19 protein-coding genes and 1 pseudogene are annotated in these 23807 nt (G+C 70.8%); 9 read left to right on the top strand and 11 right to left on the bottom strand.

What is annotated here, in order from left to right:
- The first annotated feature begins 99 nt into the window (after window positions 1–99).
- Complete coding sequence (locus tag ACIRA5_RS07810) at window positions 100–741, top strand: superoxide dismutase (RefSeq protein ID WP_403688386.1); 642 nt, start codon at window positions 100–102, stop codon at window positions 739–741.
- A gap of 119 nt (window positions 742–860) precedes the next feature.
- Here the strand turns inward: ACIRA5_RS07810 and ACIRA5_RS07815 are convergent, their stop codons facing one another.
- Window positions 861–1517 (bottom strand): histidine phosphatase family protein, encoded by a 657-nt coding sequence (locus ACIRA5_RS07815; protein ID WP_403688388.1) that lies wholly within the window; start codon window positions 1515–1517, stop codon window positions 861–863.
- 156 nt (window positions 1518–1673) lie between these two features.
- Here ACIRA5_RS07815 and ACIRA5_RS07820 point away from each other — a divergent pair, with 156 nt between their 5' ends.
- Complete coding sequence (locus ACIRA5_RS07820; protein ID WP_403688390.1) at window positions 1674–1910, top strand: hypothetical protein; 237 nt, start codon at window positions 1674–1676, stop codon at window positions 1908–1910.
- A gap of 13 nt (window positions 1911–1923) precedes the next feature.
- On the opposite strand, the gene ACIRA5_RS07825 is transcribed toward ACIRA5_RS07820, so the two are convergent.
- Complete coding sequence (locus ACIRA5_RS07825; RefSeq protein ID WP_403688392.1) at window positions 1924–2580, bottom strand: DsbA family protein; 657 nt, start codon at window positions 2578–2580, stop codon at window positions 1924–1926.
- A 173-nt stretch (window positions 2581–2753) separates the two neighbouring features.
- Between ACIRA5_RS07825 and pepN (ACIRA5_RS07830) the strand changes: the two genes are divergently transcribed.
- The 3 genes and pseudogenes from pepN (ACIRA5_RS07830) to ACIRA5_RS07840 all read left to right on the top strand — a co-directional run.
- Window positions 2754–5333, top strand: coding sequence for an aminopeptidase N (gene pepN, locus ACIRA5_RS07830; RefSeq protein ID WP_403688395.1), 2580 nt, complete (start codon window positions 2754–2756; stop codon window positions 5331–5333).
- Between the two features lie 212 nt (window positions 5334–5545).
- Window positions 5546–6610, top strand: a complete 1065-nt coding sequence (locus tag ACIRA5_RS07835) for a hypothetical protein (RefSeq protein WP_403688397.1) — start codon at window positions 5546–5548, stop codon at window positions 6608–6610.
- Between the two features lie 119 nt (window positions 6611–6729).
- Window positions 6730–6870 (top strand): annotated as a pseudogene (locus tag ACIRA5_RS07840) (sigma factor); the annotation flags it as partial.
- A gap of 89 nt (window positions 6871–6959) precedes the next feature.
- On the opposite strand, the gene ACIRA5_RS07845 reads toward ACIRA5_RS07840, so the two are convergent.
- The 5 genes from ACIRA5_RS07845 to ACIRA5_RS07865 form a co-directional block, all read right to left on the bottom strand.
- The gene (locus tag ACIRA5_RS07845) at window positions 6960–8099 is read right to left on the bottom strand and encodes a serine hydrolase domain-containing protein (protein ID WP_403688399.1); all 1140 of its coding nucleotides are present in this window, start codon (window positions 8097–8099) and stop codon (window positions 6960–6962) included.
- Window positions 8100–8213: 114 nt separating this feature from the next.
- On the bottom strand, window positions 8214–9968 hold the full coding sequence (locus ACIRA5_RS07850) for a TIGR03767 family metallophosphoesterase (RefSeq protein WP_382182636.1): 1755 nt from the start codon (window positions 9966–9968) through the stop codon (window positions 8214–8216).
- 267 nt (window positions 9969–10235) lie between these two features.
- Window positions 10236–10700, bottom strand: coding sequence for an NUDIX hydrolase (locus ACIRA5_RS07855; RefSeq protein ID WP_352051021.1), 465 nt, complete (start codon window positions 10698–10700; stop codon window positions 10236–10238).
- A 36-nt stretch (window positions 10701–10736) separates the two neighbouring features.
- Window positions 10737–11618 carry a pyridoxamine 5'-phosphate oxidase family protein gene (locus ACIRA5_RS07860; RefSeq protein ID WP_403688401.1) on the bottom strand — a complete coding sequence of 294 codons (882 nt, stop codon included), beginning with the start codon at window positions 11616–11618 and terminating at the stop codon, window positions 10737–10739.
- Window positions 11619–11642: 24 nt separating this feature from the next.
- Window positions 11643–12095 (bottom strand): VOC family protein, encoded by a 453-nt coding sequence (locus ACIRA5_RS07865; RefSeq protein WP_403688644.1) that lies wholly within the window; start codon window positions 12093–12095, stop codon window positions 11643–11645.
- 125 nt (window positions 12096–12220) lie between these two features.
- Between ACIRA5_RS07865 and ACIRA5_RS07870 the strand changes: the two genes are divergently transcribed.
- Complete coding sequence (locus ACIRA5_RS07870) at window positions 12221–12757, top strand: CGNR zinc finger domain-containing protein (protein ID WP_403688403.1); 537 nt, start codon at window positions 12221–12223, stop codon at window positions 12755–12757.
- 264 nt (window positions 12758–13021) lie between these two features.
- Window positions 13022–16339, top strand: a complete 3318-nt coding sequence (locus ACIRA5_RS07875) for a S8 family serine peptidase (protein WP_403688405.1) — start codon at window positions 13022–13024, stop codon at window positions 16337–16339.
- A 72-nt stretch (window positions 16340–16411) separates the two neighbouring features.
- Here ACIRA5_RS07875 and ACIRA5_RS07880 read toward each other — a convergent pair whose 3' ends face one another.
- Complete coding sequence (locus tag ACIRA5_RS07880) at window positions 16412–17149, bottom strand: hypothetical protein (protein ID WP_403688408.1); 738 nt, start codon at window positions 17147–17149, stop codon at window positions 16412–16414.
- Window position 17150: 1 nt separating this feature from the next.
- A complete protein-coding gene (locus ACIRA5_RS07885) occupies window positions 17151–17672 on the bottom strand; it encodes a sigma-70 family RNA polymerase sigma factor (RefSeq protein ID WP_382117810.1) in 522 nt (173 codons plus the stop codon).
- A gap of 294 nt (window positions 17673–17966) precedes the next feature.
- On the opposite strand from ACIRA5_RS07885, the gene ACIRA5_RS07890 reads away from it, so the two are divergent.
- The gene (locus ACIRA5_RS07890; RefSeq protein ID WP_403688411.1) at window positions 17967–18983 is read left to right on the top strand and encodes an aspartate-semialdehyde dehydrogenase; all 1017 of its coding nucleotides are present in this window, start codon (window positions 17967–17969) and stop codon (window positions 18981–18983) included.
- A 51-nt stretch (window positions 18984–19034) separates the two neighbouring features.
- On the opposite strand, the gene ACIRA5_RS07895 is transcribed toward ACIRA5_RS07890, so the two are convergent.
- Entirely contained in the window at window positions 19035–19559 is a 525-nt protein-coding gene (locus ACIRA5_RS07895) for a DUF1203 domain-containing protein (protein WP_403688412.1), read from the bottom strand.
- 111 nt (window positions 19560–19670) lie between these two features.
- Here ACIRA5_RS07895 and pepN (ACIRA5_RS07900) point away from each other — a divergent pair, with 111 nt between their 5' ends.
- Window positions 19671–22250 carry an aminopeptidase N gene (gene pepN / locus ACIRA5_RS07900; RefSeq protein ID WP_403688415.1) on the top strand — a complete coding sequence of 860 codons (2580 nt, stop codon included), beginning with the start codon at window positions 19671–19673 and terminating at the stop codon, window positions 22248–22250.
- 89 nt (window positions 22251–22339) lie between these two features.
- On the opposite strand, the gene ACIRA5_RS07905 is transcribed toward pepN (ACIRA5_RS07900), so the two are convergent.
- Window positions 22340–23671 (bottom strand): M14 family zinc carboxypeptidase, encoded by a 1332-nt coding sequence (locus ACIRA5_RS07905; protein WP_403688418.1) that lies wholly within the window; start codon window positions 23669–23671, stop codon window positions 22340–22342.
- Window positions 23672–23807: the final 136 nt, after the last annotated feature.

A 23807-nucleotide genomic window follows, 5' to 3' on the forward strand; every position in this document is an offset into this window, starting at 1 on the left:
AAAGACCCTCGCGTGACACACGCGAGGGTCTTTTTGTTGCTAGCGTGCACTTGCAAGCCATGTGCAATAAGGTCTTACGAGGCCGGAGGGGACCCCGCCATGCCCGTCTACACACTCCCTGAGCTGCCGTACGACTACGCCGCGCTCGCACCCGTGATCAGCCCCGAGATCATCGAGCTGCACCACGACAAGCACCACGCCGCGTACGTGAAGGGGGCCAACGACACGCTGGAGCAGCTCGCTGAGGCGCGTGACAAGGAGTCGTGGGGAGCGGTCAACGGTCTGGAGAAGAGCCTGGCCTTCCATCTCTCCGGCCACATCCTGCACAGCGTCTACTGGACGAACATGACCGGGAACGGCGGCGGTGAGCCCCTCGCCGTGGACGGTGTCGGCGAGCTCGCGGGCGCGATCACCGAGTCGTTCGGCTCCTTCGCCGGGTTCAAGGCGCAGTTGACGAAGGCCGCCGCGACCACCCAGGGCTCCGGCTGGGGCGTCCTCGCCTACGAGCCGCTCAGCGGTCGCCTCGTCGTCGAGCAGATCTACGACCACCAGGGCAACGTGGGGCAGGGCTCGGTGCCGATCCTGGTGTTCGATGCCTGGGAGCACGCCTTCTACCTCCAGTACCGCAACCAGAAGGTCGACTTCATCGACGCGATGTGGCAGGTCGTCGACTGGCAGGACGTGGCCCGGCGTCACCAGGCCGCCAGGTCTCGCGCGAACGTGTTGCTGCCGACCCCCTGAGGCAGAGAGAAAGCGTCCTGCTCGTGATCGTCTTCTCACCTTTCACGTGGCAGGCGGAGAAACGGAGGGCCCCCGCGAGGACGTGACTCGCGGGGGCCCTCCTGTGTACCCGGCCCGCGTCACTCGCAGGGCACGTTGAGCGACAGCAGCGCGGCGGCCCCGTCCGTCATACGGAGTTCGGTGATCGCCGCGTTGCGCAGCCGCGGCAGAACCCTGCGGTACTCGCCCAGCGGGATGGACAGCAGCGAGCAGAGCACCAGCCGGAGCAGCGTGTTGTGGGCGACGACCAGGACGCGTTCGCCGTGGTGCGCGGCCTCGATCCGGCGCAGGACGGCCGCCCCGCGGGCCGCCGCGGTGCGCGGGTCCTCCGCCTCCGGGAAGGGGTACGACACCGGGTCGACCCGGAACGCCTTCGCCCGGGCCGGGTTCTCGGCCTCGAACTCGGCGAGGGTATGGCCCTCCACCACCCCGAAGTCGCATTCGCGCAGGGCGGGTTCGCGGTGCGCGGTGAGACCGAGGGCGCGGCAGGCGGGCTCGGCCGTGGCGACGGCGCGCGAGAGGGTCGACGTCCAGACGGCGTCCACGGGGTGCGCGGCGACCCAGCGGCCCAGCGCCTCGGCCTGGGCGTGGCCCTCGTCGGCGAGGGGGACGTCGCTCACTCCGGCGTAGCGGTTCTCGGCATGCCAGACGGTCCGGCCGTGCCGGGCGAGCAGCAGGGTCGTGCTCACTGAGGTTGCGGGACTCACGGCGCTGTGGGTCATGCTCGTCGTACTCATGACCCGCCAGTATTCCGGTCGGGGCGCGCTCGCGTGCGCGCTCCGCCGGAAGCCCGCCGTCCGGGTCTGTTCGCGGTACCGCGAAGGCCCCGTGAGGAGCGAAAAGGAGCCTCACGGGGCCTTACGGTATGGGGGCTTCCGGGGCATCGTTGCGGGATGCCGAGGGAAATGACGTACCCCTGCTACACGTGCGGGTCCTACCAGCCGCACCGCCAGCCCCGGGACGCCCGGGAGCGGGAGATCATCCGCAAGCTGGCGAACCTCCAGAAGCCGAACGCGTATGTGGACGACTACTGGATCTGCGGGCGAACCGACTTCGACTGCCGCAACATCCGCACGGCGTTGAGGGTCAAGCCGTTCGACCCGCCCCAGAAGATGCCCGACCCGGAATGACTCCTGGTGGCCCTTACAGGTTGCTGAAGTCCGGGCCCTTCGTGCGGGTCCGCTTGATCTCGTAGAAGCCGGGGGTCGAGGCGACCAGCAGCGTGCCGTCCCACAGCCTGGCCGCGGCCTCGCCCTGCGGGGTGGGCGTGACGACCGGGCCGAAGAAGGCGATCTGCTCGCCGTCGTCACCGGGGAGCGCGATCACCGGGGTGCCGACCTCCTGGCCGACCTTGTCGATGCCCTCCTTGTGGGAGGCGCGCAGCTCGGCGTCGAACTCGAAGTCCTCCTGGTCGGCGTAGTCGAGCAGGGAGGCCGGGAGGCCGACGTCCTCGAGCGCGCCCGCGATCGCCTCGATGGTCGGGCCCTCGCCCTGGTTGTGGATACGGGTGCCGAGCGCGGTGTAGAGCGGGCCGAGGACGTCCTCCCCGTGCTTCTGCCAGGCGGCGGTGACCACCCGGACCGGCTTCCAGGCCTGGGTGGCGAGCATGTCCCGGTACTCCTCGGGCAGCTGGTCCAGCTTGTCCTCGTTGAGGACCGCGAGGCTCATGATGTGCCAGCGGACCTCGATGTCCCGGACCTTCTCCACTTCCAGCACCCAGCGCGAGGTCATCCAGGCCCAGGGGCACAGCGGGTCGAACCAGAAGTCGACGGGGGTCTTGGTGGAGGCGGTCTCGGGCATGGTTCTCCTCGGAAAGCGGTGTTTCCCGCAGCAACGCCGGAGGCCACTCGCCTCATTCCCGGGTGTCACGCCTCATTCCCGGCTGTCCCGCGTCAGGGGCACATGGCAGGATCGCTCCTGTCCGTTCCGCAGTATCCATGTCCATTCCGTGACGCCCCGAGGGAGTGCCGCCCGTGCCCGGTGAGAATCTGACCCGCGACGAGGCCCAGGAGCGGGCAGCACTGCTGTCCGTGGACGGCTACGAGGTCTCCCTCGACCTGCGCTCCGCCCTGGGCGACATCGAGGCCGAGCCGCGCACGTTCCGCTCGGTGACCACGATCCGCTTCCGCTGCGCGGAGCCCGGCGCCGCGAGCTTCGCCGACCTGCTCGCACCGAGCGTCACGGCCGTGTCACTCAACGGCAAGGACCTGGACCCCGGCGAGGTCTTCGACGGCTCCCGCATCCGCCTTGAGGACCTCCGGGCCGACAACGAGCTGGTCGTCGACGCGCAATGCGCCTACTCCCGCACCGGCGAGGGCATGCACCGCTTCGTCGACCCCGAGGACGGCGAGGTCTACCTCTACACCCAGTACGAGCCCGCCGACTCCCGGCGCGTCTTCGCCACCTTCGAACAGCCGGACCTCAAGGCCCCCTTCCGCTCCGAGGTGCGGGCCCCGGAGGGGTGGACGGTCTGGAGCAACGGCGTCGGTGAACTCGTCGACGGTGTGTGGAGGTTCGCCGAGACCAAGCCGATCTCCACGTACATCACCGCGTTCGCGGCGGGCCCGTACCACTACGTCACGGACAGCTACACGCGCACCTTCGACGACGGTACGACGCTGGAGATCCCGCTCGGCGCGATGTGCCGCAAGGGTCTTGCGCCCCACTTCGACTCCGACGACGTGTTCCTGGTGACCAAGCAGGGGCTCGACTTCTTCCACGACCACTTCGACTTCCCCTACCCGTTCGGGAAGTACGACCAGGCGTTCGTGCCCGAGTACAACCTCGGCGCGATGGAGAACCCGGGGCTCGTCACCTTCCGCGAGGAGTTCATCTTCCGCGGCAAGGTGACGCAGGCGTCGTACGAGGGCCGGGCCAACGTCATCCTGCACGAGATGGCGCACATGTGGTTCGGCGACCTCGTCACCATGGAGTGGTGGGACGACCTGTGGCTCAAGGAGTCCTTCGCCGACTTCATGGGCGCGTTCGCGCTGGTCGGGGCGACCCGCTTCGAGAACGGCTGGATCACCTTCGCCAACCGCCGCAAGGCCTGGGCGTACCGCGCCGACCAGCTGCCCTCCACCCACCCCATCACGGCCGACATCCGCGACCTCCAGGACGCCAAGCTCAACTTCGACGGGATCACGTACGCGAAGGGGGCGAGCGTGCTCAAGCAGCTCGTCGCGTACGTCGGCCAGGACGCGTTCCTGGAGGGCGCGCGCCGCTACTTCAAGCGCAACGCGTACGGCAACACGCGCCTCGGCGATCTGCTGTCGGCGCTGGAGGAGACCAGCGGGCGCGATCTGGCCACCTGGTCGCGGGCCTGGCTCCAGACGGCCGGGGTGAACTCCCTCACCCCTCAGGTGATCCTGAGCGCCGAGGGCCGCGTCACGGAACTGGCCGTGCTCCAGGAGGCTCCCGAGTCACACCCCGAACTGCGCCCGCACCGCGTCGCGGTGGGCCTGTACCGGCGTGACAGCGCCGACGGCTCTCTGGTGCGGTACGCGCGCGCCGAGGTCGATGTCGTCGGCCCCCGTACGGTGATCGAGGAGCTGGTCGGCGCGGACGCCCCCGAGCTGGTCCTCGTCAACGACGACGACCTCACGTACTGCAAGATCCGCTTCGACGAGAACTCGCTGGCCACGCTGCGCGAGAGGCTCGGCGACATCACCGACCCGCTCGCCCGCGCGCTGTGCTGGTCAGCGCTGTGGAACCTCACCCGGGACGCGCTGATGCCGGCCCGGGACTTCGTGGGCCTGGTGCTGCGCTTCGCGGGCCGCGAGTCCGACATCGGCGTCCTGCAGATGCTGCACGCCTGGGCGCACTCGGCGCTCGTCCACTACGCGGCCCCCGACTGGCGTGCGGAGGGCGGCCGGCTGCTCGCCCAGGGCGCCCTGAAGGAGCTGCGGCTCGCCGAGCCCGGCAGCCAGCACCAGCTGACCTGGGCCCGTTTCTTCGCGACGGTCGCCTCCGACCAGGCCGATCTGCAACTGCTGCTGCACCTCCTGGAGGGCACCGCCAAGGTCGACGGCCTGGACGTCGACCAGGAGCTGCGCTGGGCGTTCCTGGAACCGCTGGCCGCGCACGGCGTCGCCGACGAGTCCCTCCTCGCGGCCGAACTGGCCCGCGACGACACGGCCTCCGGCAAGCGTCACCAGGTCCGCTGCCTCGCCGCCCGCCCCTCGGCGGCGGTCAAGGCCCAGGCCTGGGCCCAGGTCGTCGAGTCGGACGCACTGTCCAACGCGCTGGTCGAGGCGACCATCGCGGGCTTCGCACAGCCCTCCCAGCGGGAGCTTCTGGCTCCCTACGCCGCGAAGTACTTCGCGGCCATCGAGCGCGTCTGGGCCGAGCGGTCCATCCAGATCGGCATGGATGTGGTCAAGGGCCTGTTCCCGTCCCTGCGGGACTCCCAGGAGACCCTGGACGCGACGGACGCCTGGCTCACCGCCCACGAGGACGCGGCACCCGCCCTGCGCCGTCTCGTCCTCGAGGCACGGGACGACCTGGCGCGCACCCTGCGGGGGCAGGCGTACGACACGGCGGCGGGCTCGTAGCGACAACGGCCGGGAAATGACGGGGCCCCGGGCCGCCCATGCGGCCGCCCGGAGCCCCGTTACCGAACCCGCGCACCGGGCCCCGTAACCCCGATCCGGACCAGCGTCTTTCGGCAGTCGAACGCCCGTACTTTAGGGCGAGCTTGTCCGGATTTGTCGACGGGTGTGTAACAGCGGTTAGGGGACGGATCGGGCGCGGGAAACCCCCGGTCATGAACCACAACACCCCACTGTCCCCCCGCCCCCTCCGTCACCTGTCCCACACGCAGCGGCGGGTCCTGACCGCCGCTCAGCTGCGCACCCACGGCATCACGGCCGCCGACACCACCGAGCAGTGCCGGCCGGGCGGCCCCTGGCAGCAGATCCTCCCCGGCGTCTTCCTCCTCCACCCGGGGCCGCCCACCTCCGAGGAACGCCTGCACGCCGTCCTGCTGTTCGCGGGCCGCACCCCGGCCCATGAGCCGGCGCCGGGCATCCCCGTCCAGCCGGGCGCCGAGGAACCGCACGCCCCGCGGCCGTACGCGGACGCGCTGATCACGGGCCTGGCGGCGCTGACCCTGCACGGGTTCACCTCGTCGCCCCCGCTGACCGCCCTCGGCAAGATCGACGTCCTGGTCCCCCGGCTGCGCCGACTGCGCTCGCACGGCTGCGCCCACATCGTCCGTACGCCTTCGCTGCCCGCCCCCTCGTACCTCACGGGTGTCCCGGTCGCCCCGGTGCCGCGCGCGCTCGCCGACGCGGTGGCGGAGTTGTCGGACACGGGCACGGTACGGCGGCTGCTGACGGAGGCGGTGCGTGCCGGGCACTGCGAACCGGGCGCGGTGGTGCGTGAGTTGACGCAGGCGCGGCTGCTGAGCCGGCCGCACGTGGTGGACGCGGTGGACTCGCTGCTGGCGGAGGGCCGGGCGATCGCGGAGGACCGGCTCTACCGGATGGTACGGGAGTACGGCCTGCCCGGTCCGGTCTGGAACGTCGACCTGCGTCTGCCGGGCGGGCCCCACCTGGGCGGCCTCGACGCGTACTGGCCCGAGCAGGCGGTGGCCCTGGAGCTGGACACCCGGGCGCCCCTGCCGGGACATCGGCAGGACGACGACGCCCTCTGGTCGGAGTACGCCCGCAAGCGCGAGCACCTGGAGCGGCTGGGCATCACGGTCGTCCACGTCACCCCGCGGAAGTTGCGCGACGCGATGGAGCAGCAGGCGGCGGTGGTCCGCACCGCGCTGATGGCGGCGAACGACCGGGATCCGGCGGCGTATGTCGTGGTCCTGCCCCGGTAGCAACGGACCGGGGCGGTACCAGGAGGGGAGAGGAGGGGCCGCCGTCGATCCGGCGGCCCCTCCTCGTGCGGGTTGCCCGTGGGGTCCGGGCGGCCCCTTCCTGCCGCCATGATGGCGCGGTGGACTTCGAACCGTACCGAGGTGAGCTGGTGGCGTACGGCTACCGGATGCCGGGCTCGTTCCACGAGGCCGAGGACCTGGTGCAGGAGACGATGCTGCGCCCGTGGAAGGCCCGCGAGCGCTACGACGACACGCGCGCGTCCGTACGGACCTCCTGCTCGCCCTGCTGGTGCTGGGGGACGGTGAGGGGAGCCCGCGGTGACCTGCGTGAGGAAGGCCGTTCGGAGGCCTACTTGTCGCAGAACTCGCCCTCGATCACCGCATCGCTGTCCCCCGACCAGTCCCCGTTGAAGTTGAAGGCCAGGGAGTGGCGGCCGTCCGCCGTCGTCACGGCGGAGGACGTCGAGCCGTGGATGCCGCCGTCGTGGCCCCACACATGGACCCCGCAGCTGAGCTTGCGGTCGATGAGACCCAGGCCGTAGCGGGCGCCCGGGATCTCGTCGGCCTTCACCGTGGTCTTCATCTCCTTCAGTTGCTTCGGCGGAAGGAGCCGTCCGCCCAGCAGGGCCGCGTAGAAGCGGTTCAGGTCGGCGGAGTCGGAGATCATCTCCCCGGCGGAGGAGGCCAGGGACGGGTTGAGCTCGGTGACGTCGTACGTCGGGCCTGTCGTCGTCCGGGCCAGTTTCGAGTACGCGTGGCTGCTGGGCCGTGGGAGCGTCGTCCTGGTGCCGGGGACGGACGTGGCGCGCAGGCCGAGCGGTTCGATGACGCGGCGGCGGATCTCCGTGGCGTAGGAGTGGCCGGTGACCTTCTCGATCACCATGCCGGCCAGCACGTAGTTGGTGTTGGAGTAGCTCCAGGACGCGCCCGGCGCGAAGAGCGGCTTGTGGGTCATCGCGATCGCCACGAGCTCCTCGGGTGTCTTCGTGTCGTAGCGGTGTTCGAAGAAGCCGTCCTTCAGGAAGTACGTGCGGGCGAAGTCGTCGTCCGCCGTGTAGTTGAAGATGCCGCTGGTGTGGTTGAGGAGCTGACGGACGGTGATCCGGCGTCCGTCGTGGCCATGGCCCCGGACCACGCCCGGGAGCCACTTCTCCACCTTGTCGTCCAGCGACAGCCGCCGCTCGGCCTCCAGCTGCAACAGCACCGTCGACACGAACGTCTTCGTGATGCTGCCCACGCGGTAGTGGTCGGCCGTGCCGCGCGGCGTGTGCGTCCGCACGTCGCCCACGCCCGCCGTGGCCGACCACGTGCCGCCGTCGTCCCGCGCCGTCGCCGTCGCGCCCGGCACCCCGGCCTTCACCGCGGCGTCCATGGCGGCGCGGGTCGCGCCGTGGTGAGCGGCCCCGGCGGGAGCCGCCACCGCGGGCCCCGCCAGAGCGGCCGCAAGCGCCGCTGCCGTCGCCGCCACCAGTCCCGTACGCACTGACATGTCGTTCCCCCTTCACCGGTGAACCCTGGTCGGGGGGAGGGACTCCGGGGGCCGATGTGAAGGTTGCCCGCCTGTACGCCGGTTGGGTGGATTTCGGTCGTTCTTCGGGTTTCCTCAGGCCTTCTTGAGTACGAGCTCCGTGTTGCGGTCCCGCGAGGCGCCGGCCAGTTCGGTGCTGCGGCCCGGGGCGTTGAAGGCGAGCTCGCGGTAGAGGGCCGCGAGGCCGGTCTGGCTGAGGTCGGAGAAGTCCGTGCGGTGCGGGGCCGCGGACTCGATGAGGGTGGTGAAGAGGGAGAGCGTGCCGTCCTTGTTGTCGACGACCTCGATGATGCGGGCGAGGTGCGGGAAGTCGACGTGGGAGGCGGTGTTGATCTCCCAGAAGGAGCCGTGGTTCGGCGCGGAGTGCGCGATGATCTCGTTCTTGTGGGTGTGGCCGTTCACCCAGGCCAGCACGTTGCGGTGCTTGGCGAGCGTGGCGACCACGTCCTCGCCGCCGTGGCGCTTGTCGCTCGGGTGCGCGGGGTCGGTGCGGCGGTTGGTCATCGACTTGCTGGTGTGGTGGCTGAAGACGATGGCGTACGAGTCCTTGTTGTCGCTCAGCGTCTTGTCCAGCCAGCGCAGCTGGGTCGTCCCGATGGAGCCCATGTAGTGGCCGCCCGGGTCGGTGGTGTCGATGCTGATGCCGATGATGTCGTCGGAGATGCGGAAGGCGTAGTACTGGGTGCCCGCGGCGAGGTTGGCCTGCGAGTAGCCGTGGCCGATCGGACCGGGGCCGGTGTGCGCGGGGTCGAGGTGCGCCTTGAGGTAATCGGCGGGCGTGAAGGGGGCGCGCGACTCGTCCGGGGTGACCGAGCGAAGCTGCCGCGCGTGCGTCTTGAGGAGGTCCCTGAGCTGGGTGCCCTTGGGGTCCTTGTCGTTCTTGATGGCGGCGCGCAGGGCGACGCTCGCCGAGGCGGGCAGCGTCATCAGCTTCTTGCCGCCGACGGCGAACTCGGCGAGGAAGGAGTCGCCGTGCCGGTAGCAGCCCAGCGGCAGCGCGTCGTGGTTGCCGACCGTGGAGTACCACGGCAGGCCGAGGCCGGGGCTGCGCAGCTCACGGATGGCGGCCGCGAGGAAGCCGTGCAGATGCGGGAAGCCACGCTGCTTGTCGGCGTCGCGCAGGGCCGCGTCCGGCTGCCAGTACAGCTTGAGGCCGCTGTTCTGGACACCCTCGTAGTGGCGCGGGTCGCCGCTGTTGGGGCTGATCCGGCCGCCGCTCATGACCTTCAGGAACCAGTCCAGCTCCGTCTTGGAGTTGTTGTCCGTGTTGTCCCCGGTGGTCATGACGAAGTGCAGCGGGGAGCCGGTGACGGGGGCTCCGCGCAGCGCGTTGACCCGCTCGACGAGCGAGACGGCGCCGGCCACGGTCAGCGACTCGTGCGGACGCCAGGCGTTCGCGGCGCCGGTGCGCAGGTACTCGAGCCGCAGCGGGTGCTGGACGTCGATCAGGTGCAGGTCGGTGAACTGCACGAACGCGGCGAGCGCGGTGCGCCGGTCGGCACGGCCCGACTTGGCCGCGGCCAGGTCGCCGCGAACGACCCGCTTCCAGGCGGGGCCGTCACCGAGCCGCCGGTAGCCGCCCGAGCCGGAGCGCGGCGCGGCCACGCTCTCCAGGGTGGTGCCACGCTCGTAGGGAGCGAGGGGCGCGGCGGGCGCCTGCCGGGACACGGCGACGGCGGACTCACCGGTGCCGGTGGTGGCGGCGTGCGCCTCGGAGTCGGGCCGCAGGGCGTAGCCGATGCCCGCGGAGAGGGTCACCGCCCCGGTGGCGGCGAGCAGGGTACGGCGGTTCATGGCGGCGGAAGTGGCGACAGAGCGTATGCGCGACATGGCGCGATCTCCCCGAGTGCGAACGCGTCGGCAGTGGTCGCGGGGGGCTCGTTGCGGTAACTCCCCGCTCATACTGGATCGTTGGCACCGGGGGTGACCTGGACGTTAACGAGGCGGCAACGGGCGACGCCGATCACCGTACGTGGATCTTGGAACACCCTGCGCGTCCACGACCCCTCTCCGGACGGCCGGGACGCGGTCACTCCGTGTTCATTTTCCGGGGTAGGGGGCCAGCCCCGGCGGTCCCCCGCCGCTACTCCCCCGCCGCTACTCTCCCGCCGCCTCGGAGCCGACGCGGCCGAGGGGCGGTCGTTCCCGCCACAGCCGCAGTCCCACGTCGACCAGCGCGACCCGGTCGAGGGCGGGTACCTCGTCGAGCGGGTGCCAGGCCGCCATGTCGGTGGAGCCGTTCGTCTCGTGGCGCAGCTCGCCGCCGGTGACACGGGCCTCGTAGACGATCCGCAGGGCGTGGAAGTCGTTGGGTGAGCCGAGTCGGCGCGGGTGCGAACGCAGTACGGAGTCGACGCCGAGCAGCGCGAGGGGCTCGACGGCGTAGCCCGTCTCCTCCTCGGCCTCGCGGATGACGGTGTCGTAGGGGTCCTCGCCGTGGTCCATGCCGCCGCCCGGCAGGGTCCACCGCCTGCTTCCGTCACCCGCGACCCAGCGGGCCAGCAGCATCCGCCCGTCCCGCACGCATACGGCGTAGGCCGCCACCCTCAACTGCTTCGGCATGCCCAGACGTTACGGCACGAGGGCGGGGCAAGTCGCCTACGGCAGGGACGGGTTGGCCGGCGAGTAATCCGGCGGCGACCAGCGGATCGGACTGGCGGCACGTGTCTGAACGACCTCGATGACGGTGAGGCCGACCGTGCGCTCCCCGTCGGCCGCGTACTCCGTGCGCGCCGTGCCCGTCAGCTGCAGCACCGTCCCCGACACCCAGTCCAGGAAGAGCAGCCCGGCCCGCGGGTCCGTCTCCAGGTTGCCGAGGCTCAGAAACATGGAGTTGCCGGGGTAGTCGCGCCAGTGCAGTTCGTTCGGTGAGGTGACGTGGACGAAACCGGGGTTGCCGCCCCGGTGGCTGGCGTCGGCGCCGTGCGCGTGGACGGTGGCCAGGAAGAAGGTGTCGGCGGACTCGACGAACCGCCGCTGCCCGGGGGAGAGTCCGGCGGACCGGCGGGGCGCGCCGGGCGGGCGCTCGGTCTTCTCGTACGACTCCCTCTTCTGCAGGTACTTCGGGCAGTTGGAGAAGACCTGGTCCGCCTCGACGGCGAAGCCGCGGGGGGTCGGGCGGGCCCGGCCGTTGAGGCGCATACGGCGGCGGGTGCGCGGGTCGAGCGCGATCGTGCCGACGGAGGTGCCCGGGGCGGCGAGCGCCCGCGCCAGTGGGTCGCCCTCGCGCAGGCCGCCGCCCGTGACCGAGATCTGCCGGACACCCGTCGCCCGTACGAACCCGGGCTCGCCGGTGAGCAGCGAGGCCCATACCGCTCCGCCCGCCGGATCGGCCGCGCCCAGTACCAGCATCGGCTGGAGTTCGAGGAAGGCGGCGGCCACGGGGCGGATGCCCTGCCCGACGGACCGCCCCACATGGTCGGCGACCTCGCGCACACCCACCCGCTCCTGTACGGCCCGTGAGCCCAAGTGGTACGTCATGACACGCCCCGCTCTCCACAGACCCTAGAAGAAACCGCAGGTGGGAGCGGTGTCGGACGGCACCGGGGCCCCCTCCGCCCCGCTCGGCGCGTAGATCTCGAGGCGGGTGCCGTCAGGGTCGTGGAAGAAGATGCCGCCGGACGCCGAGCCCTCCCGGTGGGCGACCACGCCCTCGTACGCGAAGTCGACGCCGTAGTCCCGCAGGGCCGTCTCGTACTCCCTGACCTGGTCGACCGAGTCCACTTCGAGGGCGAGGTGGTGCAGGCCGGCGCGGGCCTTGTCGTACGAACCCTGCGCCTGCTGCCAGAGGGTGAGCACCGGGCGGCCGTCTCCGGCGAGGGAGCCGAGGAACGCGTACCGCCGTTCCTCCTCCTTGCCCTCGGCGATCACTCCGAAGCCGAGGACGTCGCGGTAGAAGGCGAGCGAGCGGTCGAGGTCGGTGACGTTCAGGCCGGTGTGGCCGGTGCGCAAGGTCATGACGGTCCCGTCTGTCATTGGCCGCCCCACAGCAGGCTAACCCTTGTCATCGAGATTAAGGGTTAGATTGGGGAGCGTCAACCAGTGACCTACTCTTGAGCGGTTAGCGCCGAAGGGAGCTCCCCATGCCCACCACCGCCGATCCCCGTCCGCTCACCGGGGAGCCGGTCTCGCTCGACCTGCTCAACACCCGCTGGAACCGCGAGGGAGTGACGCAGGACCTGCTCACGGACACCGGGGGCCTGGCGGTGTGGCTGGCGGCGAACGGGCTGGACTTCCCGGCCGACGACGCCGTGCTGCTGCATGCACGGGAAGCCCGTGACGCCCTGCGCTCGGCCGTCGACGGCACCCTGGAGGAAGCCGCCGCCCGGATCGACGCGGTCCTCGCGCACGGCCGCGTCCGCCTGACGCTGACCGGCCGGGGGCCCGGCGAGGAGGCGGAGTTCGGCGACCCGTCCTGGGGGCCCGCCTGGCTCGCCGCCCGCGACTACCTCGGACTGCTCGGTACCGCCCCCGACCGCATCCGCCGCTGCGCCCACGACACCTGCATCCTGCATTTCTTCGACACCTCACGGAACGGCACCCGCCGCTGGTGCTCGATGGCGGCCTGCGGTAACCGTGCGAAGGCGTCCCGCCACTACGCGCGCACGCGGGAGGCCTGAGCGGCCGGGAGCGGGCGACTGGCGGCCGGGGATCGGTCGGCCTTGCTTGTCGATGTCCTGCCATACTGCGCTTTGACCGTCATGGCGTATGGCGGAAGTACGCCATGGTTCCATCCCGCCTCGGTCAACTCTCCCCAAACAACTGCCCCTTAGGTAAAGCTGAGCGGTCATCCGGGTCCACATACCGGACTGATGTGATCGCGTCCCGTGGGAACGTCGGGACCGGTCACTCCACGCTCGTTCCTTTACCTACAAGGGATGCTGATGACCGATCCTCAGCGCGCACCGATATCGGGCGCGAGACGCGTGGCCCGCATCGCCGTGGCCGCGGGCCTGGTGGCCGCGCTCTCCGCGGCCGGGCCGATACCCATGGCCTTCTCCGCGGACCACGCACCCGCCACGCCCGATCCGGGCACCAAGTCCGCGAGCGCCAAGCTCGGTTCGGACGACGCGGACCTCCTCGCCGAGGCCAAGGCCGACGGCGCGAAGAACGTCACGATGATGATCGCCACCGCTCCCGGGCAGACCGAGCAGGTCGCCAAGGAGATGGACGCGGTCCAGGGCGGTCTCGTCGGCCGCACCTTCGACAAGGTCGGCTACGTCCGGGCCACCGTCCCGACCGCGAAGGCGGACGCGGCCATCGCCGCCGCCGCGAAGCTCCCCTCCGTGCACGGCATCGACCTGCGCCAGGACATCGCGCTCGACGACCCGACGCCGAGCGCCGACACGGCCAAGGGTGCCTCTTCGAAGGCCACGAAGACCTACGCGGCGCCCGACAAGAACACCCCCGCCGAGAACCCGTACAACCCGTCCTTCGAGACGGGCGCCGTCGACTTCGTGAAGAAGAACCCGAAGGCGGACGGCCGCGGTGTCACCATCGGCATTCTCGACTCGGGTGTGGATCTGGGTCACCCCGCGCTACAGAAGACCACCACCGGCGAGCGCAAGGTCGTCGACTGGGTGACGTCCACCGACCCGGTCTCCGACGGCGACGGCAGCTGGCGGCGGATGACCACCGCGGTCGCCGGTCCCTCCTTCTCCATCACCACGAAGAGCCAGGGCACCGAGGCGTTCAAGGCTCCCGCGGGCGACTACAAGTTCAACTACATGTACGAGTCCGACACCGCCGGCGGCGACGAGGCGGGCGACCTGAACCGGGACGGCGACACGACCGACGCCTGGGGCGTGCTGTACGACCCGGCGTCCGGAACCGTGCGGGTCGACACGAACGACAACCTCGACTTCACCGACGACGCGCCGATGAAGCCGTACAAGGACGGCTTCCAGATCGGCTACTTCGGCAAGGACGACCCGGCGACCGACGTCGTCGAGCGCATCCCGTTCGTCGTCGAGATCCGCAAGGACGTCGTCTACAACGCGTCCGGCGCCAAGTCCGACTACGTCAACATCGGCCTCATCTCCAGCGAGCACGGCACGCACGTCGCGGGTATCACCTCCGCGAACGGCCTGTTCGGCGGCAAGATGAACGGCGCGGCCCCGGGCGCGAAGATCGTCTCGTCCCGTGCCTGCCTCTTCGGCCCGAGCTGCACCAACGTCGCGCTCACCGAGGGCATGATCGACCTCGTCGTCAACCGTGGCGTCGACATCGTCAACATGTCCATCGGCGGCCTGCCCGCGCTCAACGACGGCAACAACGCGCGCTCCGAGCTCTACACGCGTCTCATCGACACCTACGGTGTCCAGCTGGTGATCTCCGCGGGCAACTCCGGCCCCGGCGCCAACACCATCGGCGACCCCGGCCTGGCCGACAAGGTCATCTCGGTCGGCGCGTCCATCTCCAAGGACACCTGGGCCGCCAACTACGGCTCCGTCGTGGAGAAGAAGTACGCGATGATGCCGTTCTCCTCGCGCGGTCCGCGTGAGGACGGCGGCTTCACGCCGACGCTGACCGCGCCCGGCGCCGCGATCAACACCACGCAGACCTGGCTGCCGGGCTCCCCGGTCGCCCAGGCCGGCTACTCCCTGCCGGCCGGCTACTCGATGCTCCAGGGCACCTCGATGGCCTCCCCGCAGGCCGCCGGCGCGTCCGCGCTGTTGCTGAGCGCCGCCAAGCAGAAGGGCATCGCCCTGACGCCCGCCAAGCTGCGCACGGCCCTCACCTCGACCGCCGACCACATCAAGGGTGTGCAGGCGTACGAGGAGGGCGCGGGCCTCATCAACATCGTGGACGCGTGGAAGTCGATCAAGGACGACGCGACCGCCCACGGCGCTGCGCCTTCCCACTACGTCGTCAAGGCCCCCGTCGACACCGCGATCGACTACGCCCTGAAGACCCCGGGCTACGGCACCGGCCTCTACGACCGCGAGGGCGGCCTCAAGGTCGGCGTGAAGAAGTCGTACGACATCACCATCACGCGTACGTCCGGACCGGACAAGGCGATCCGCCACGAGCTGCACTTCGAGAACAACGCCGGTGACACCTTCCGGATCGTCGGCTCCGACGAGGTCAAGCTCGAACTGAACAAGCCGGTCACCGTCAAGGTCGCAGCGAGGGCCTCCTCGGCCGGCGTCAAGAGCGCGATCCTCGAGGTCGACGACCCGCGGACCGAGGGCGTCGACCAGCAGATCCTGACGACGGTCGTGGTCTCCACGCCGCTCAAGTACAGCTACTCCGCGTCGAGTTCGGTGCAGCGCAACAGCACGCGGTCGTACTTCCTGACCGTGCCCGAGGGTGCGAAGGCGCTGGAGGTCGCGATCGGCGGGCTGAAGGACCTGAGCCAGACCCGGTTCATCTCCATCCACCCCTACGGTGTCCCGGTCGAGGACACCGGCACGCCGTACTGCTACAGCAACTACCCGAACACCAACGGCTGCAGGCCCGACGTGCGTTCGTACGCGGACCCGCAGCCCGGTGTCTGGGAGGTCGAGGTCGAGGCGCGCCGTACCTCGCCGCTGCTCGACAACCCGTACAAGCTGGAGGCCACCGTGCTCGGCGCGGTCTTCGACCCGGCCGTGGTGACGGTCCCCGAGGCCAAGGTCGGCACGCCGGTCACCGCCTCCTGGAAGGTGACGAACGGTTTCGCGGCGCTCGACGGCACCCTGAAGGGCGGCCCGCTCGGCTCCTCGAAGACGGCCCGGCCGACCATCGCGGGCGGCGCCACCCAGACCAGCACGGTCGAGGTGCCGGCCGGCGCCGCGTCGCTCGACGTCGCCATCGGCAACGTCTCGGACACGGCCGCCGACCTGGACCTGACGGTGTACGACTCCGCGGGCAAGCAGGTCGCGCAGTCCGCGGACGGTGACTCGGAGGAGGCGGTCTCCATCCCCAACCCCGCCGCCGGTACGTACACCATCGAGGTCGTGGGCTACTCGGTCCCGTCGGGCTCGACCGCGTACGACTACCGTGACGTGTTCTTCTCCTCCGCGCTCGGCTCGGTCAAGGTCGACGAGTCGGCGCCGGTGAAGCTCGCCACGGGCGGTACGGCGACGGTGTCCGGCGAGGTCACCGCGGCCGCGCCGGCCCCCGAGGGACGCGAGTTCTTCGGCCAGGTCCAGCTGGTGAACGCCCGCGGCACGGCCGCCGGCCTCGGCAGCGTGAAGATCGAGAAGGTCACCCCGTAGCAACCGGCTGACCTACGAGGGGCGGGCGTCCGGAAACGGGCGCCCGCCCTTCTTCACGGGCACATGCCTTCTTCACGGGCACGTGAGGGTGCGGGACGCGGGCAGCGCCTTCACGATCCATGCCCGTTCGTCGGCGATGGCCTTCTCCCCCGTGGTCCAGCCGGTCGGTGTCGCCGGATCGTCCTGGAGGGCCACGAGTACCCGCTCGCCCTCGCGCGGCCGGGGAGCCACGTCCTCGTCCAGGAGGAGGACGACCTCGGCCTTCCCCTTCTCGGGCTTGTAGTAGCGGTCCACGTGGAGGGTGATCCGGTTCTCCGTGGTGCCGGGGAGCGGCTCGACGTCGGCGACCGTGCCCTCCGCGACGAGCCGGGCGCAGGCCAGATAGCCGGGGGCGCTGAGCGAGGCGCTGCCGCCCGCGGTCCCGCTGTCGGCCGCCTTGGCCCCGCTGGCCTCGGACGTGCCTGCCCCGTTGTGCGCGAGGATCCAGCCCATGCCGACGACCATCGCGGCCACGGTGGCCGCGACGAGGGTGCCCAGGACCAGGGCCAGGGGACGGCGCCCGCGGTTCCTGGGGGCGCCTTCGGGGCGGCGGGTGTGCTTTCTGGGGGCCCGTACCGGGACCGGCTTCGCTTCCTCCACAGGGTCCGTCAGCGCGTCCCCGATGACCGCCAACTGCTCCCGCAGCAGCGCCACATCGGCCACCGCCTTCCGGTGCTCGGCCATGAACTCCGGGTCGTCGCCCGCCCCTTCGGGCAGAGCCTCGTCAGTGATCGCGGCCAACAGCGCGTCCACTCCCTCATACTCGGCCACGTCACACCACCTCGTCCTCGTGCAGGCGGGCGCGCAGGGCGCGGACCGCCGAGTGCAGCCTGCTCTTGACCGTGCCCTCCGGGATGCCGAGCTCCTCGGCGATCCCGCGCACGGACAGATCGGCGTAGAAGCGCAGGACGAGGACCTGGCGCTGGGCGTCGGGCAGCTCGTCCAGGCCCTGCGCCACGGCGAGCGAGAGCACGCTGGAGTCCTCGTCACGGGCGTCCGCGGGCTGCCGCAGCGAGGCCAGCCGCTCGCCGAGCCGCTCCTGGCGCCGCTTGGCCCGGTGCCAGTCCATCGCCAGGTTCGAGGCGACGACCGCCGCCCAAGCGGACACGTCACGCGGCGCCTCGTCCCCCTTCGCCGCGCGTTCCAGCAACCGCAGGCGGACCTGCTGCACCCCGTCCGGCAGGTCCGCCTGCGGTACGCCACCGAGCGCGAGCACTGCCCGCACCCTGCGTTCCTGGGCCGCGTCCAGGGGATCGTCCGCCCCCTGGACCCGGCGTGCCTTTCTGCGCAGCACTCCGCCCCTCCCCTCCCGCGTTTCCTCTACGACGCCGGTGCGGGCCAAAACGTTCGGCCACACGTGAAGGAGTCGTACGTCACACCTGGCCGGGGCCGGTGAGGACGCCCGCGCCGTACGGCTTGCGGTTCCCGGCGGCCCACGGACGGATTTCTTTCGGATGCCGCGGCCATGCCGAAGGGCGGACGTGTCCCATTCCTCGGGCGGCACGGGCAAAGGATTGGACACGCGGGGACTGGTCAGACGCATGATGGAAGCGCTGGACCACGTAAAACGCACGCCAAGGGAGTCGCCGTGAGGGTCGGAATCGTCGGAGCCACCGGTCAGGTCGGCACAGTCATGCGCAGGATCCTCGTCGAGCGGGAGTTCCCGGTCGACGAGCTGCGGCTGTTCGCCTCGGCGCGTTCGGCCGGGACGGTGCTCGACGGTGTGACGGTGGAGGACGCGGCGACGGCGGACTACTCCGGCCTGGACATCGTGCTGTTCTCCGCGGGCGGCGCGACCTCCAAGGCGCTGGCCGAGAAGGTCGCCGCGCAGGGCGCGGTCGTCATCGACAACTCCTCCGCGTGGCGCAAGGACCCCGAGGTCCCTCTGGTGGTCTCCGAGGTGAACCCGCACGCGATCGCCGACCGCCCCAAGGGCATCATCGCCAACCCGAACTGCACGACGATGGCCGCGATGCCGGTCCTGAAGCCGCTGCACGAGGAGGCGGGCCTGGAGGCGCTGGTCGTCGCCACCTACCAGGCGGTGTCCGGCTCGGGCGTCGCGGGCGTCGCCGAGCTGCACGGCCAGGTACTGAAGGTCGTCGCGGACGCCGACAAGCTGACCCATGACGGCGGCGCGGTCGACTTCCCCGAGCCGGGGGTCTACAAGCGCCCCATCGCCTTCAACGTGCTCCCGCTCGCGGGGTCGATCGTCGACGACGGCCTGCACGAGACGGACGAGGAGCAGAAGCTCCGCCACGAGTCCCGCAAGATCCTGGAGATCCCCGCCCTCAAGGTCTCCGGCACCTGTGTCCGCGTCCCGGTGTTCAGCGGCCACTCCCTCCAGGTGAACGCCCGCTTCGCGCGTCCGCTGAGCGTGGAGCGCGCGACCGAGCTGCTGGCCGGCGCCCCGGGCGTCGCCCTCTCCGAGATCCCGAACCCGCTCGAGGCGGCCGGCAAGGACGCGTCCTACGTGGGCCGCATCCGCGCCGACGAGACGGCCGAGCACGGTCTCGCCCTCTTCGTCTCCAACGACAACCTCCGCAAGGGCGCCGCACTGAACGCGGTCCAGATCGCGGAGCTGGTGGCGGCGGAGCTCAAGGGCTGACGCCCGCACCACGTGCCCCGGGGGCGGTCACCGCACGGTGACCGCCCCTCCTCACACCCGCCGCACCTCGTAGAGGAAGCACCCGTACTCCACCGCCCGTACGTGGACGAGCGCCACCTCCGGGTCGGCGAAAGCCTCGTCGAAGGCCTCGTCGAAGGCGTCGGTGTTCTCGACCAGACGGCCGCCCAGGATGTGGCCCTCGGCGGAATAGCGGCGGACCGTGCGGTGAGCGCCCGGGAAGGGCTGGCCGTGCAGGTCGGGGCCCGGGCAGTCGTCGGCGTGGATGAAGACCGGGCCCTGTTCGTCGTACGCGCCCGGGTCGACGCCCGTCCCGGTGGCCCAGCGGCGCAGCGGCGCGTAGGAGACGAGGGCGATGCGCTCGCCCGGTTCACTGCGCCGCAGACAGCAGCGCAGCGGCGCGCCGCCCTCCTCGTCCGTGAAGGGAACCATCGGGCGGTCCGCATCGTCAGCTGTGCGGAGATCCTTCAGGACCGCCGGGTCGATGGGGCGTGCCGTGTACGTCGTCGCGTATGTCGTCATGTCCGTCGTCGCGTCCGTAGTCGTGTGCGTCGTCATGTCTCCAGGCTCGCGCCCGCGCCTGCCTGGCACCGGCGGGAAGCGGACATCGCATCCGTGCAGGTCCCATGGAAGGATGGCGCAACCGTCACATAACGAGGAGATGACCGCGTGCCTGGCACAAACCTGACCCGGGAAGAGGCGCAGCAGCGGGCGAAGCTGCTCACCGTTGACTCGTACGAGATCGATCTCGACCTCTCGGGCGCGCAGGAGGGCGGCACCTACCGGTCCGTTACCACGGTGCGCTTCGACGTCGAGGAGAACGGTTCGGAGACCTTCATCGACCTGGTGGCTCCCGCCGTTCACGAGGTGACCCTGAACGGGGACCCTCTCGACCCCGCCGAGGTCTTCGCGGACTCGCGGATCGCGCTTCCGGGGCTCCTGGAGGGCCGCAACGTCCTGCGTGTCGTGGCCGACTGCGTGTACACCAACACCGGTGAGGGCCTGCACCGCTTCGTCGACCCTGTCGACCAGCAGGCCTACCTCTACACCCAGTTCGAGGTCCCGGACGCGCGCCGGGTGTTCGCGAGCTTCGAGCAGCCCGACCTGAAGGCCACCTTCCAGTTCACCGTGAAGGCGCCCACCGGCTGGACCGTGATCTCCAACTCTCCGACGCCCGAGCCCAAGGACGACACCTGGGTCTTCGAGCCGACGCCGCGGATCTCCACGTACATCACCGCGCTGATCGTCGGGCCGTACCACTCCGTGCACAGCGTGTACGAGAAGGACGGACAGAGCGTGCCGCTCGGCATCTACTGTCGGCCCTCGCTCGCCGAGTTCCTCGACTCGGACGCGATCTTCGAGGTCACCCGGCAGGGCTTCGACTGGTTCCAGGAGAAGTTCGACTACGCGTACCCGTTCAAGAAGTACGACCAGCTCTTCGTGCCGGAGTTCAACGCCGGCGCGATGGAGAACGCGGGCGCGGTGACGATCCGCGACCAGTACGTGTTCCGGTCTAAGGTGACCGACGCCTCGTACGAGGTGCGGGCCGCCACGATCCTGCACGAGCTGGCCCACATGTGGTTCGGCGACCTGGTCACCATGGAGTGGTGGAACGACCTGTGGCTGAACGAGTCGTTCGCCACCTACGCCGAGGCGGCCTGCCAGGCCTACGCCCCCCAGTCGCGCTGGCCGCACTCCTGGACGACCTTCGCCAACTCCATGAAGACGTGGGCGTACCGGCAGGACCAGCTGCCCTCCACCCACCCGATCATGGCCGAGATCAACGACCTGGACGACGTCCTCGTCAACTTCGACGGCATCACGTACGCGAAGGGGGCGAGCGTCTTGAAGCAGCTCGTCGCGTACGTCGGTATGGACGAGTTCTTCAAGGGCGTGCAGGCGTACTTCAAGCGGCACGCCTACGGCAACACGCGCCTCAGCGATCTGCTGGGCGCCCTGGAGGAGACCTCCGGGCGCGACCTGAAGACCTGGTCGGAGAAGTGGCTCCAGACCGCCGGCATCAACATCCTGCGGCCTGAGGTCGAGACGGACGCGAACGGGGTCATCACCTCCTTCGCGATCCGTCAGGAGGCTCCGGCGCTCCCGGAGGGTGCCAAGGGTGAGCCGACCCTCCGCCCGCACCGCATCGCGATCGGCCTCTACGACCTCGACGACGACAGCGGCAGGCTGGTGCGCGACGAGCGTGTCGAGCTGGACGTCGACGGCGAGCTGACGGCCGTACCGGAGCTGGTCGGCAAGCGCCGCCCGGCGGTCTTCCTGCTCAACGACGACGACCTGTCGTACGCCAAGGTCCGCCTCGACGAGGACTCGCTCGCCTTCGTCACCGAGCACCTCGGCGACTTCGAGTCGTCCCTGCCCCGTGCCCTGTGCTGGGCCTCGGCCTGGGACATGACCCGCGACGGTGAGCTCGCCACCCGCGACTACCTGTCCCTGGTCCTGTCGGGCATCGGCAAGGAGTCCGACATCGGTGTCGTGCAGTCGCTGCAGCGCCAGGTGAAGATGGCGATCGAGCTGTACGCCGACCCGACGGCCCGCGAGGCGCTGCTGACCCGCTGGACGGACGCGACGCTCGCGCACCTGCGCGCCGCCGAACCCGGCAGCGACCACCAGCTCGCCTGGGCACGTGCCTTCGCGGCGACCGCCCGTACGCCGGAGCAGCTGGACCTCCTGGAGAGCCTGCTGGAGGACCGGGAGACCATCGAGGGCCTCGCCGTCGACACCGAGCTGCGCTGGGCGTTCGTCCAGCGGCTCGCGGCGGTCGGGCGCTACGACGAGGCGGAGATCGGCGCCGAGGCGGAGCGCGACAAGACGGCGGCCGGTGAGCGGCACGCGGAGACGGCCCGGGCCTCGCGTCCCACCGAGGAGGCGAAGGCGGCGGCCTGGGCCGCGGTCGTCGAGTCCGACAAGCTCCCGAACGCCGTGCAGGAAGCGGTGATCGGCGGCTTCGTGCAGACCGACCAGCGCGAACTGCTCGCCCCGTACACGGACAAGTTCTTCTCCGTGGTGAAGGACATCTGGGACGCCCGTTCGCACGAGATCGCCCAGCAGATCGTGGTCGGTCTCTACCCGTCCGTCCAGGTCTCCGAGGAGACCCTCGCCAAGACGGACGCGTGGCTGGCCGCGGCCGAGCCCACCCCGGCCCTGCGGCGCCTGATCTCGGAGTCCCGCTCCGGGGTCGAGCGCGCGCTGAAGGCCCAGGCGGCGGACGCGGCGGCGGCGTCCGCGTAGTCCGTCGTACGTGAGTGGGGGCTCCCGGCGTCGTGCCGGGAGCCCCCTTTCGCGTGAGCGGGCGTGTCGGCGCGGGTGGGCGCCCGGGGTCACACCAGGGCGCGGGCGAGTGCGAGCATCGTGCGGATCTGGAGCTCGGTCTGGTCGGCCACGGGGACCCAGCGGGCGTCGAAGGTGCTCGCCAGCTCACGTGCCCAGGCCTCCACGAGGGTGTCCAGCGCGGGGGCGCCGCCCAGGGCCTGCCGCATCATGGCCGCCGCGCGCAGCGGGATGCGCCGGGCGGCGACGCCGAGCGAGACAGCGTTGCCCATGGTGGTGGCGAGTTCGGCGGAGTTCCAGGTGTCCACGACTCCGGGGCCGATGTCCATGAGCTCGCGGGCGGCGGTGAAGTGGGCGATCTCCTCAGGGGTATCGGGTGCTCTGGGCCCCAGTTCCCCGACCACCGCCTCCAGTTGTTTGGCCCGGCCGAGCAGGATCTCGCTCGCCTCCGCGACCTCGCGCCGGGGCTCGGCGACGGGCCGTGGATCGCTGACGCCCGCCACGCTCCAGATGGGCGCCTCGACGACCGCCGACACGGTTCCGTGTCGCATCGCGTACAGCCAGGTCGCCTGCGAGGTGAAGCCGGACGGGTCCCGTTCCTCGGTGGGGCCGCTGTCCGGCAGGACGAGCACGCCCGGGCTCTCGGCCAGCCATCCCATGCCGTCGAACGGCCGGTGTTCCAGGGGAATGCCGAGGTCCGCCGCGATCCGACGGTAGGTGGCCGCCGCCCCCGGCACCGCGCGAGTCAACTGCAGAAAGGATCCGCCCACTTCGACGCCGTGGAGCGAGAACTGCACGACCGGGCGCAGTTCGTCGATGAGCCGCACCAGCGCCTCGGACTCCGGCATCACTGGACGCGGGTCACTCGCGACGGGCGGAAACTCGGGCTGCGCGGCGAAGGCGGGCCGGTAGAAGCGCCGGTAGTAACCGCGGAGGGTCGGCGAGGCCTCGGCCGCCGGCCCCTCACCGGGCCGTCCCGCAATGGGCAGCCCTGTACCGGGCCGTCCCTCACCAGGCAGCCCCGCACCGGGCCGTCCCTCGGCGGGCCGCGCGGTCAGCCATCGCCCGGCGAGGCTCGCGCCGTCCGGGTCGAGGCAGAGCAGGAAGTTCCAGGTGCAGCCGGACTCCTGGAGCAGCGCGGGCTCCCGCGCGAACCTCTCGGCCAGGGAGAGCGAGGTGACCCCGCCCACCGGTTCGTTGGCGTGCGCGCCGGCGACCGTGAGGATGTGCCGAGGACCGTGTCCGGCCGACAGCAGCCACAGCGGCCGGCCGGCACGCGAGGTCCCGACGGCACGCAAACGCAGTGCACCGGGCCGTGCCGCCACCGTCGCGCGAGCGCGTCGCAGCAGCTCACCGAGGGTGGGATACGGGGTTCCCCGCATGCCGGGCTCCGGTCAGGTGCCGTTCGCGTTGCTGTCCCCGGTGGTCTCCTTCTTGTCCAGCGGACGGATCACGATCTTGGCGGCCATGTGGCCCCCTCTCTGTGTGGGCTCTGCGGTGGCCTGGGGCCTGTCCGGC

This window comes from Streptomyces sp. NPDC096311 (assembly GCF_044763085.1).
Lineage (GTDB): Bacteria > Actinomycetota > Actinomycetes > Streptomycetales > Streptomycetaceae > Streptomyces.

What these genes read in the sequence shown, in the direction of transcription:
- ACIRA5_RS07820 (WP_403688390.1), top strand. Translation starts at nt 1,674, where the DNA reads ATGCCGAGGGAAATGACGTACCCCTGCTACACGTGCGGGTCCTACCAG.
- ACIRA5_RS07850 (WP_382182636.1), bottom strand. Translation starts at nt 9,968, where the DNA reads ATGTCGCGCATACGCTCTGTCGCCACTTCCGCCGCCATGAACCGCCGT.
- ACIRA5_RS07905 (WP_403688418.1), bottom strand. Translation starts at nt 23,671, where the DNA reads ATGCGGGGAACCCCGTATCCCACCCTCGGTGAGCTGCTGCGACGCGCT.
- ACIRA5_RS07835 (WP_403688397.1), top strand. Translation starts at nt 5,546, where the DNA reads ATGAACCACAACACCCCACTGTCCCCCCGCCCCCTCCGTCACCTGTCC.
- ACIRA5_RS07825 (WP_403688392.1), bottom strand. Translation starts at nt 2,580, where the DNA reads ATGCCCGAGACCGCCTCCACCAAGACCCCCGTCGACTTCTGGTTCGAC.
- ACIRA5_RS07860 (WP_403688401.1), bottom strand. Translation starts at nt 11,618, where the DNA reads ATGACGTACCACTTGGGCTCACGGGCCGTACAGGAGCGGGTGGGTGTG.
- ACIRA5_RS07865 (WP_403688644.1), bottom strand. Translation starts at nt 12,095, where the DNA reads ATGACCTTGCGCACCGGCCACACCGGCCTGAACGTCACCGACCTCGAC.
- ACIRA5_RS07895 (WP_403688412.1), bottom strand. Translation starts at nt 19,559, where the DNA reads ATGACGACGCACACGACTACGGACGCGACGACGGACATGACGACATAC.
- ACIRA5_RS07870 (WP_403688403.1), top strand. Translation starts at nt 12,221, where the DNA reads ATGCCCACCACCGCCGATCCCCGTCCGCTCACCGGGGAGCCGGTCTCG.
- ACIRA5_RS07815 (WP_403688388.1), bottom strand. Translation starts at nt 1,517, where the DNA reads ATGAGTACGACGAGCATGACCCACAGCGCCGTGAGTCCCGCAACCTCA.
- ACIRA5_RS07845 (WP_403688399.1), bottom strand. Translation starts at nt 8,099, where the DNA reads ATGTCAGTGCGTACGGGACTGGTGGCGGCGACGGCAGCGGCGCTTGCG.
- ACIRA5_RS07855 (WP_352051021.1), bottom strand. Translation starts at nt 10,700, where the DNA reads ATGCCGAAGCAGTTGAGGGTGGCGGCCTACGCCGTATGCGTGCGGGAC.
- ACIRA5_RS07810 (WP_403688386.1), top strand. Translation starts at nt 100, where the DNA reads ATGCCCGTCTACACACTCCCTGAGCTGCCGTACGACTACGCCGCGCTC.
- ACIRA5_RS07875 (WP_403688405.1), top strand. Translation starts at nt 13,022, where the DNA reads ATGACCGATCCTCAGCGCGCACCGATATCGGGCGCGAGACGCGTGGCC.